Here is a 9,160-nt window from a genome sequence, read left to right as displayed (position 1 = left end):
CGCCGGTGCCCTCGCGCGCGCCGGTGTCGCCCCGGGCGCCCCCCGTGCGGGCCGCGGGCCCGCCGTTGCCGAAAACCACGCCGTGAGCGTATCGACCCGCCCGCCCGGTGAATCGGGTCACTCGACTTCGTGGCCGACTTTGCCCGCCGCGCCGAAATACGACACAATCATGTTGTGAAAAACGACGGGACGTCCGACCGGCGCGGTGGCGACACCGCCACCGGTGGGGACGGTCCTGCCCACACGACCGCCGAGGGGAGAACCAGGCACGAGGTGGCCAGACTACTGCTGGAACAGGGGCCGCTGTCCGCGGTCGCCGTCGCCGAGCAGATGGGGATCAGCACCACCGCGGTCCGCAGGCACCTCGACGCGCTGGTTGCCGACCACGAGGCGGAGACGAGGCAGTCCTCCCGCAGGCAACGTCGGGGGCGGGGTCGTCCCGCCAAGCTGTTCCTGCTCACCGAGCAGGGGCGGGCGCGGTTCGGGCACGCCTACGACGATCTGGCGGTGTCCGCCATCCGGTTCCTCGCCGAGCACGCGGGGGAGGAGGCGGTCCGGGCCTTCGCCGAGCGCCGGGTGTCGGCGCTGGTGGGGCCACACCGTGAGGCGGTGACCCGGCACGGCGGCGCCACCGCCCGGGCCGAGGCCCTGGCGACGGCGCTGACCAGGGAGGGCTACGCTGCGTCGACCCGTCAGGTGGGAACATCGGACGAGTCGACCGGGGCGCAACTGTGCCAGCACCATTGCCCGGTCGCGCACGTGGCGGCTGAGTTCCCGCAGCTGTGCGAGGCGGAGACCGAGGCATTCGCCGAGTTGCTCGGCACACACGTGCAGCGACTGGCGACGATCGCACGCGGCGACGCCGCGTGCACCACACACGTACCCGCCGAGCCGGTGGGTAGCGAAGGGAGACGTCAGCACCTGCCGCGGACGGGCGCGGACGGCCTCGACGGCGCCGACGGCACATCCGGTGTCGCCGGCCCGTCCGGTGCCGGTGGCGCAGCCGGTGCAGATGTTGACAGCCGAACTCCGAACGGAGGGACAACCGCATGACTGCCGCTGCCGAGCAGCGCAATCCCACCGCGCCGTTGAGCCAGGAAGAGACGATCGACTCCCTGGGCAACTACGCGTTCGGCTGGGCCGATCCGGACACGGCGGGCGCGAGCGCCCGCCGCGGGCTCAACGAGGAGGTCGTCGCCGACATCTCCGAGAAGAAGTCCGAACCGGAGTGGATGCGCGACGCGCGCCTGAAGGCGCTGAACCTGTTCGAGCGCAAGCCGATGCCGAACTGGGGCGCGGACCTGTCGGGGATCGACTTCGACAACATCAAGTACTTCGTCCGCTCCACCGAGGAGCAGGCCACCAGCTGGGACGACCTGCCCGAGGACATCAAGAACACCTACGACAAGCTCGGTATCCCGGAGGCGGAGAAGCAGCGCCTGGTCGCCGGTGTCGCCGCCCAGTACGAGTCCGAGGTGGTCTACCACCAGATCCGGGAGGACCTGGAGGCCCAGGGTGTCATCTTCATGGACACCGACACGGGTCTGCGGGAGCACCCGGAGCTGTTCAAGGAGTACTTCGGCTCCGTCATCCCGGCCGGGGACAACAAGTTCTCCGCGCTGAACACCGCCGTGTGGTCGGGAGGCTCGTTCATCTACGTGCCGCCGGGCGTGCACGTGGACATCCCGCTGCAGGCCTACTTCCGGATCAACACCGAGAACATGGGCCAGTTCGAGCGGACGCTGATCGTGGTCGACGAGGGTGCCTACGTGCACTACGTCGAGGGCTGCACCGCGCCGATCTACCAGTCGGACTCGCTGCACTCGGCCGTGGTGGAGATCGTGGTGAAGAAGGGCGGCCGGTGCCGCTACACCACGATCCAGAACTGGTCGGGCAACGTGTACAACCTGGTCACCAAGCGCGCCAAGGCCGAAGAGGGCGCCACCATGGAGTGGATCGACGGCAATATCGGCTCCAAGGTGACGATGAAGTACCCGTCGGTGTTCCTCACCGGCGAGCACGCCAAGGGTGAGGTGCTCTCGGTCGCCTTCGCGGGCGAGGACCAGCACCAGGACGCGGGCGCGAAGATGGTGCACATGGCGCCGCACACGTCGTCGACGATCGTGTCCAAGTCGGTGGCGCGCAGCGGCGGCCGCACCTCCTACCGCGGGCTGGTGAAGGTCAACAAGCGGGCGCACCACTCGAGCTCGACGGTGAAGTGTGACGCGCTGCTGGTCGACACCGTCTCCCGGTCGGACACGTACCCGTACGTGGACATCCGCAACGACGACGTGTCGATGGGCCACGAGGCCACCGTGTCCAAGGTCAGCGAGGACCAGCTGTTCTACCTGATGTCCCGCGGGCTGACCGAGGACGAGGCGATGGCCATGGTGGTCCGCGGCTTCGTCGAGCCGATCGCCCGCGAGCTGCCCATGGAGTACGCGCTGGAGCTGAACCGCCTGATCGAACTGCAGATGGAAGGAGCCGTCGGCTGACATGACGGTCGCCGAGAACAACACCGCGCCCGGCGGCGCACCCGCCCCGGGCGCCGACACCACCGCCTCCGCCGCGGAGGCGGTGGTGCCCGCCGTCTCCCGTGGGGAGCGGTTCACCTCCTACGACGTCGAGGCCTTCGAGGTCCCGAGCGGGCGCGAGGAGAACTGGCGGTTCACCCCGATGAAGCGGCTGCGGGGCCTGCACGACGGCTCCGCGGCCGCCACCGGCCAGGTCACGGTGGACGCCGAGACCGCGCCGGAGGTCCGGGTGGAGACGGTCGGCCGGGACGACGAGCGGCTCGGTGCCGCCGGAACGCCCAGCGACCGCATCGCCGCCCAGGCGTACTCGTCGTTCGAGAAGGCCACGCTCGTCACCGTGCCGGGCGACACGAAGGCGTCCGCGCCGTCCACGGTCCGGCTGACCGGGCCGGGCGAGGGCGAGACCGCCTACGGGCACGTGCAGATCCGGGCGGAGGCGTTCGCCGAGGCCGCCCTCGTGCTCGACCACGTCGGCTCGGGCACCTACGCCGACAACGTCGAGTTCGTCATCGGCGACGGTGCCCACCTCACCGTGGTGAGCGTGCAGGACTGGGCCGACGACGCGGTGCACGTCTCCGAACAGCACCTGCGGCTCGGCCGGGACGCCACCCTGCGGCACATCGTCGTCACGCTCGGCGGTGACCTGGTGCGGGTCAGCCCGACCGCGACGTTCGCCGGCCCCGGCGGGGACGTCGACATGCTCGGGCTGCACTTCGCCGACGCGGGCCAGCACCAGGAGCACCGGCTGTTCGTGGACCACGCCGTGCCGCACTGCAAGTCCAACGTGCTCTACAAGGGTGCGCTGCAGGGCGACAGCGCGCACGCGGTGTGGATCGGCGACGTGCTGATCCGGGCCGCGGCCGAGGCCACCGAGACCTTCGAGCTGAACCGCAACCTGGTGCTCACCGAGGGCGCCCGCGCGGACTCGGTGCCCAACCTGGAGATCGAGACCGGCGAGATCACCGGTGCCGGGCACGCCAGCGCGACGGGCAGGTTCGACGACGAGCAGTTGTTCTACCTGCAGTCCCGTGGCATCCCCGAGGACCAGGCGCGCAGACTGGTGGTGCGGGGGTTCTTCCACGAGATCCTCATGAAGATCGACATCCCCGAGGTGCGCGAGCGCCTCGAAGCGGCGATCGAGGACGAGCTGCAGGCCATCGGCGTCTGACCCGGCACGCACACCCACCCGACACACACGCGAACGAGAGAAACGAAGAGGCATGGCCACACTGGAAATCAAGGATCTGCGTGCCGACGTCGTCACCGACGAGGGCAGCAAGGAGATCCTCACCGGCGTCAACCTGACCATCCGGTCGGGCGAGACCCACGCGATCATGGGCCCGAACGGCTCGGGCAAGTCGACCCTGTCCTACGCGATCGCCGGGCACCCGAAGTACCAGGTCACCTCCGGCGAGGTGCTGCTCGACGGCGAGAACGTGCTCGAGATGAGCGTGGACGAGCGCGCCCGTGCCGGGCTGTTCCTCGCGATGCAGTACCCGGTCGAGGTCCCCGGCGTGTCGATGTCGAACTTCCTGCGCTCGGCGGCGACCTCGGTGCGCGGCGAGGCGCCGAAGCTGCGCCACTGGGTGAAGGAAGTCAAGGACGAGATGGGCAAACTGGAGATCCCGTCCGAGTTCGCCGAGCGCAGCGTGAACGAGGGCTTCTCCGGCGGGGAGAAGAAGCGCCACGAGATCCTGCAGCTCGCCCTGCTCAAGCCGAAGATCGCGGTGCTGGACGAGACGGACTCCGGCCTGGACGTGGACGCGCTGCGGGTGGTCTCCGAGGCCGTCAACGAGCACAAGGCGAACAACGACGTCGGCGTCATGCTGATCACCCACTACACCCGGATCCTCAAGCACATCAATCCGGACTACGTGCACGTGTTCGCGGGCGGTAGGGTCGCCGAGTCGGGCGGCAAGGAGCTCGCCGACGAGCTCGAGGAGACCGGCTACGTCAAGTACCTCGACAAGGCCGAGTCCGCGAGCGTCTGAGTCGGGCGGAACGGAAGAGACGATGAGCACGACGGCCCAACCGCGTCCGGTGGACGTCCCGGCGGTGCGCGCGGATTTCCCGATCCTGTCGCGCACCGTCCGGGACGGTAAGCCGCTGGTCTACCTGGACTCCGGGGCGACCTCGCAACGGCCCGCGCCGGTCCTCGACGCCGAACGGCACTACGTCGAGACCGCCAACGCGGCGGTGCACCGGGGCGCGCACCAGCTCTCCGAGGAGGCCACGGACGCCTACGAGGGCGCCCGCGCCACGATCGCGCGGTTCGTCGGTGTCGACTCCGGTGAGGTGGTGTTCACCAAGAACGCCACCGAGGGGGTCAACCTCGTCGCCTACGCGATGAGCAACTCCGCCACGGCCGGTCCCGAGTCGGCGCGGTTCGCGCTCGGCCCCGGGGACGAGGTCGTGGTCACCGAGATGGAGCACCACGCCAACCTGGTGCCGTGGCAGCAGGTGTGCCAACGGACCGGGGCGAGCCTGCGCTGGTTCGGCGTCACCGACGAGGGCAGGCTCGACCTGTCGAACCTCGACGAGCTGATCACCGAGCGCACGAAGGTGGTGGCCTTCGCCCACCAGTCGAACGTGCTCGGCACGGTCAACGATGTCGCGCCGCTGGTGCGGCGGGCCCGCGAGGTCGGTGCGCTGACGGTGCTGGACGCCTGCCAGTCGGTCCCGCACCTGCCGGTGGACTTCCGTGCGCTCGATGTCGACTTCGCCGTGTTCTCCGGGCACAAGATGCTGGGTCCGTCCGGGATCGGCGTGCTCTACGGGCGCCGGGAGCTGTTGGAGGCCATGCCCCCGTTCCTCACCGGCGGGTCGATGATCGAGCTGGTGCGGATGGAGAGCTCGACCTTCGCCGAGCCGCCGCAGCGGTTCGAGGCGGGGGTGCCGATGACGTCGCAGGCCGTCGGCCTGGGCGCCGCCGTGGACTACCTGTCCGCGATCGGGATGGACCGGGTCGCCGAGCACGAGCACGCCCTGACCGCCAGGGCGCTGTCCGAGCTGTCCGCGATCCCCGGGGTGCGCATCATCGGACCGCCCGACACGGAGTCGCGGGGAGCGGCCGTGTCCTTCGTGATCGACGGGGTGCACCCGCACGACGCGAGCCAGGTGCTGGACAGCCTGGGGATCGCCGTGCGGGTCGGCCACCACTGCGCGTGGCCGCTGCACCGTGCCTTCGGCGTCCCGGCGACCGTGCGTGCCAGCTTCTACCTCTACAACGAGCTGTCCGAGGTGGACGCGCTGGCCGACGGGATCCGCGAGGCACAGCGGTTCTTCGGTGTCCACGGCCCGGAGGGGGATCGGCGGTGAACCTGGACTCCATGTACCAGGAGATCATCCTGGACCACTACAAGAATCCGCACGCCCGCGGCCTGCGTGAGCCGTACGACGGGGAGTCCTTCCAGGTCAACCCGACCTGCGGGGACGAGGTGACCCTCCGGGTGCGGCTGGACGGCGACACGGTCGCGGACGTGTCGTACGAGGGGCAGGGCTGCTCGATCAGCCAGGCCTCGACCTCGGTCCTGACCGACCTGGTGATCGGCCGGGAACTCCCGGAGGCGTTCGCGCGGCTGGACGCCTTCACGGAGTTGATGCAGGGTCGTGGCGAGGTGGAACCGGACGAGGACGTACTGGAGGACGGCGTCGCCTTCGCCGGCGTGGCGAAGTACCCCGCACGGGTGAAGTGCGCGTTGCTCGGCTGGATGGCGTTCAAGGACGCTGTGGGCAAGACGTCGACGAGTGAGGTGGAAGCATCATGAGCGAGACCGACACCGCCGACACGGCGGCCGCGCCCGAGCACCGCGAGGGCCGCACCGCGGCGGACCTGCCCGAGCAGGCGCCGCAGGGTGCCGACGTCGCGAAGATCGAGGACGTCGAGGAGGCCATGCGCGACGTGGTGGACCCCGAGCTGGGGATCAACGTCGTCGACCTCGGCCTCGTCTACGGTGTGCAGGTCGACGAGAACAACACCGCCACGATCGACATGACCCTGACGTCGGCGGCGTGCCCGCTGACGGACGTGATCGAGGACCAGACGGCGTCGGTGCTCACCGGCGGCGCGGGTGTGGTCAACGACTTCCGGATCAACTGGGTCTGGATGCCCCCGTGGGGCCCGGAGAAGATCACCGACGACGGCCGCGAACAGCTCAGGGCCCTGGGCTTCACGGTCTGATCCCCCGCGAGTCGCCGCTCGGAACCCGCGAGTCGGCGCTCCGTGCGGGCGAGTTGACACAACCGAACACCAGCCACCCGGACGCGGGCACGGGACGCCACAGTCGTGGTGTTCCCGTGCCCGCGTGCGTGTGTCCCGCGGGGCACTCGGCGGCGCCGTGGTGCGCCGGGTGGTCCGCGCCCCGGACATCCGGGAAGGTCGGTTCGCGGACCTGGGGCGGCGACTCGCGGACCTGGGGCGGCGACTCACGGACCTGGGGTGGCGACTCGCGGACCTGGGGTGGCGACTCGCGGACCTGGAGCGTCGACTCGCGGGCCTGGAGTGGCGACTCGCGGGATTGGGGTGGCGGCTCGCGGGGGTCGGTACGGTGGCGGATATGGGATCGGGTGGACAGCGGCGTACACGGCGGGACGAGGCGGCCGAGGCGAACGGGTTCGCCGAACTCGCCACCGACCCGTTCCGCGCGGACCGGGACCGGCTGGTCGCCTCGCCGTACTTCGCCCGGCTGGGCGGGGTGACCCAGGTGGTCAGCGCGAGCGGGTCGGCGTTGTTGCACAACCGGCTGACCCACAGCCTCAAGGTGGCCCAGGTCGCCCGGTCGATCACCGAGCGGATCACCGCCGACGGGTCGGGTGAGCTGGTCGCGGGGCTCGGCGGGTGCGCGCCCGACGTGGCCGAGGCCGCCGCGCTGGGACACGACCTCGGTCATCCGCCGTTCGGCCACCTGGGGGAGCAGGTGCTCGACCGGATCGCCCGCAACCGGTACGGACTGGCCGACGGGTTCGAGGGCAACGCCCAGACCTTCCGCATCGTCACCACCACCGAGGCCGGTGGCCCCACGCCGAAGGGACTCAACCTCACCGCGGCGACGCGCGCGGCGCTCGCCAAGTACCCGTGGGCCCGGCTGCACCGGCCGCATCCCCATCCCTCGTCGATGGCGACGCCGCCGCGCGGCGCCGCCGAGCCTCCCGAGGCGCCGGGGACCGGCTCGGCGAAGTTCTCCACCTACCTGACCGAGCTGGACGACCTGGAACAGGCGCGGGCGCCGTTCGCCGACCGGATCGAACCGTGGCAGCAGACGGTCGAGGCCTCGGTGATGGACCTGGCCGACGACATCGCCTACGCCATCCACGATCTGCAGGACTTCCACCGGATCGGGGTGTTGCAGCACGCCGAGGTGGCGACCGAACTGGGACGCTGGCTCGACTCCGCCGGTGAGCTCGCCGCGCTGCCGGACGCGGAGCTGCGGGAGCGGCACCGGAGGCCGGGCCGGTCGTTGGAGTACCTGCGGCGCCGGATGCACGCCAAGGATTCGTGGATCACCGACGACGACGCCTTCGCCGACGCCGTGGCCCGGGTACGCGGGGAATTGGTGGACGAGCTGCTCGGTGTCCCGTTCGACGGTTCGGTGGAGGCCGAACAGGCCACGGCGACGTTCTCGGCGCGCTGGACCTCCCGGCTGGTGCACGGGGTGCTGGTCACGTCGTCGCCGTCGGCGCGGACCGGGCACGTCACGCTCCGGCCCGCGCAGTGGCACGAGGTGCAGGTGCTCAAGTTCGTGCACCGTCGGTTCGTGTTGCAGCGTGCGGATCTCGCGCTGCATCAACGGGGCCAGGCCAGTCTGGTGGCGAGTCTGGTGGACGCGCTGGACGGGTGGCTGGCCGACCGGGACGAGTCGGCCCGGCTTCCCCGCCGGTTGCACGACCTGGTGGAGCTGGCGGAGGAGCAGTACGCCGCGCTCGCGCGGACCGCCCCGGAGCTGCTGGTGGGCGCGACGGGGGAACCGGTCCGGGGCACCGACGCGATCCGGGGCCTGGCCCGGGGCCGCGCCGTGATCGATTTCGTGGCGTCGTTGACCGACAGCCAGGCCCAGGGGATGCTCGACGCGATCACCGGCCGGACCGCGCAGCCCTGGTCGGAGCCGTCGGTGTTGTGATCCCGCGCGGCCCGTGGGTGCGGGCGGCGGGCCGAGTGGAGGGGCCGCACCGAGTGGAGGGACGGCGGTATGGCGCGGACCAGACAGGCCCCCGGCGGAGGCCGGGTCGTCGAGGTGGAGCCGGAACGGCTGCGCCGCTGGTTCGCGCGGTTCGCCGAGCGCAACGACGGCGTCGTGGAGACCGCGCTCGGCCCGCGCGAGGTGGTCGTGACCGCGGGCGACGGCACCACCGCCACGGTCTCGGTCCCGTTCGGGCCGTTGGGGACGGACGGGCCGGACGGGACGGACGAAGCGGACGGGACGGGGCGGGTCCGGGACGGGCTCGCCGTCGACCCGCTGGTGGACCACGCGCAGCGGCCCCGGCGGGTCGGACTGCTGCTGGTGCGGCTCGGGGCGCACAGTGTCGGGGTGGCCGAGAACGGCCACGTCACCGTCTCCCGCACCGACCGGCACCTGGTGCAGGGCCGCAGCGCGGCGGGCGGCTGGTCGCAGCAACGCTTCGCCCGCCGG

Annotated in this window: 9 protein-coding genes; all 9 read left to right on the top strand. The window is 71.1% G+C overall.

Features of this window, described 5'->3' with window-relative positions:
- Positions 1-174: 174 nt before the first annotated feature.
- Complete coding sequence (locus ACTIR_RS0110980) at positions 175-1,053, top strand: helix-turn-helix transcriptional regulator (protein WP_026454323.1); 879 nt, start codon at positions 175-177, stop codon at positions 1,051-1,053.
- Positions 1,050-2,495: a Fe-S cluster assembly protein SufB gene (gene sufB / locus ACTIR_RS0110975; protein WP_026454322.1), complete on the top strand. Its 1,446-nt coding sequence runs from the start codon at positions 1,050-1,052 to the stop codon at positions 2,493-2,495. The genes ACTIR_RS0110980 and sufB overlap by 4 nt, the downstream gene beginning before the upstream one ends.
- Before the next feature lies 1 nt (position 2,496).
- Positions 2,497-3,702, top strand: coding sequence for a Fe-S cluster assembly protein SufD (gene sufD / locus ACTIR_RS0110970; RefSeq protein WP_026454321.1), 1,206 nt, complete (start codon positions 2,497-2,499; stop codon positions 3,700-3,702).
- 52 nt (positions 3,703-3,754) lie between these two features.
- Positions 3,755-4,525, top strand: a complete 771-nt coding sequence (sufC, locus tag ACTIR_RS0110965; protein WP_026454320.1) for a Fe-S cluster assembly ATPase SufC — start codon at positions 3,755-3,757, stop codon at positions 4,523-4,525.
- A 22-nt stretch (positions 4,526-4,547) separates the two neighbouring features.
- Entirely contained in the window at positions 4,548-5,852 is a 1,305-nt protein-coding gene (locus ACTIR_RS0110960; RefSeq protein WP_026454319.1) for a cysteine desulfurase, read from the top strand.
- The gene (gene sufU, locus ACTIR_RS0110955; RefSeq protein ID WP_007024599.1) at positions 5,849-6,301 is read left to right on the top strand and encodes a Fe-S cluster assembly sulfur transfer protein SufU; all 453 of its coding nucleotides are present in this window, start codon (positions 5,849-5,851) and stop codon (positions 6,299-6,301) included. Before ACTIR_RS0110960 ends, sufU begins: the two co-directional genes overlap by 4 nt.
- On the top strand, positions 6,298-6,714 hold the full coding sequence (locus ACTIR_RS0110950) for a metal-sulfur cluster assembly factor (RefSeq protein WP_019812438.1): 417 nt from the start codon (positions 6,298-6,300) through the stop codon (positions 6,712-6,714). The genes sufU and ACTIR_RS0110950 overlap by 4 nt, the downstream gene beginning before the upstream one ends.
- Before the next feature lie 376 nt (positions 6,715-7,090).
- Complete coding sequence (locus ACTIR_RS0110945) at positions 7,091-8,650, top strand: deoxyguanosinetriphosphate triphosphohydrolase family protein (RefSeq protein WP_026454318.1); 1,560 nt, start codon at positions 7,091-7,093, stop codon at positions 8,648-8,650.
- Positions 8,651-8,719: 69 nt separating this feature from the next.
- Positions 8,720-9,160: acVLRF1 family peptidyl-tRNA hydrolase (locus ACTIR_RS26555; protein WP_034239452.1), on the top strand; the 441-nt coding region annotated here is incomplete at its 3' end.

Source organism: Saccharomonospora iraqiensis subsp. iraqiensis, from assembly GCF_000430445.1.
Classification (GTDB): Bacteria; Actinomycetota; Actinomycetes; order Mycobacteriales; family Pseudonocardiaceae; genus Saccharomonospora; species Saccharomonospora iraqiensis.
The sequence above is the reverse complement of the archived record's forward strand: the minus strand, read 5'-3'. Positions and strand labels throughout refer to the sequence as shown.

What these genes read in the sequence shown, in the direction of transcription:
- sufB (WP_026454322.1), top strand. Translation starts at nt 1,050, where the DNA reads ATGACTGCCGCTGCCGAGCAGCGCAATCCCACCGCGCCGTTGAGCCAG.
- ACTIR_RS0110960 (WP_026454319.1), top strand. Translation starts at nt 4,548, where the DNA reads ATGAGCACGACGGCCCAACCGCGTCCGGTGGACGTCCCGGCGGTGCGC.
- sufC (WP_026454320.1), top strand. Translation starts at nt 3,755, where the DNA reads ATGGCCACACTGGAAATCAAGGATCTGCGTGCCGACGTCGTCACCGAC.
- ACTIR_RS0110945 (WP_026454318.1), top strand. Translation starts at nt 7,091, where the DNA reads ATGGGATCGGGTGGACAGCGGCGTACACGGCGGGACGAGGCGGCCGAG.
- sufD (WP_026454321.1), top strand. Translation starts at nt 2,497, where the DNA reads ATGACGGTCGCCGAGAACAACACCGCGCCCGGCGGCGCACCCGCCCCG.
- ACTIR_RS0110950 (WP_019812438.1), top strand. Translation starts at nt 6,298, where the DNA reads ATGAGCGAGACCGACACCGCCGACACGGCGGCCGCGCCCGAGCACCGC.